This is a genomic window from Pseudomonas sp. CFBP 13710 (genome assembly GCF_014842235.1).
Classification (GTDB): domain Bacteria; phylum Pseudomonadota; class Gammaproteobacteria; order Pseudomonadales; family Pseudomonadaceae; genus Aquipseudomonas; species Aquipseudomonas baltica.
Map to the genome: position 1 here is coordinate 1 of NZ_JACYVJ010000033.1, position 380 is coordinate 380.

Below are 380 nucleotides of genomic sequence, written 5' to 3' on the forward strand. Positions count from 1 at the left end.
GTGGTGGGCACGCGCAACGAACTGAAAATGCCGGAAGTACCCAAGGCATCCGGTGGCACCCTGGCACCGGAGTCCATCAGCGAAAACACCGTCGAGGTCATCGTGCTGGCCAACCCGCTGCTGGTCAGCGGCAGCAACGTGACCCTGATCTGGAGTGGTACCGGCCCCGGCGGGGCGGTGTATCACGAAGAGATGCGCGCGGTCGACAGCGGCAATGCCGGTGGGCCGCTGAGCATCCTGGTGCTCAAGGACATGGCGCTGCAACTCATCGGCGGCACACTGGAGGTGTCCTACACCGTCAAGCTGGCCGACGGCACGGTGTACCGTTCGCCCGCCCTGGCCTTGACCGTGGTCGGCGCCGGCGCCTCGCTGCCCGCGCC

1 protein-coding gene is annotated in these 380 nt (G+C 67.4%); it reads left to right on the forward strand.

Going from position 1 to position 380, the window contains the following annotated elements; translation table 11 throughout:
- Nucleotides 1–380 (forward strand): hypothetical protein (locus tag IFT44_RS21045; RefSeq protein WP_192176525.1); only part of this gene is annotated, 380 nt, incomplete at both ends.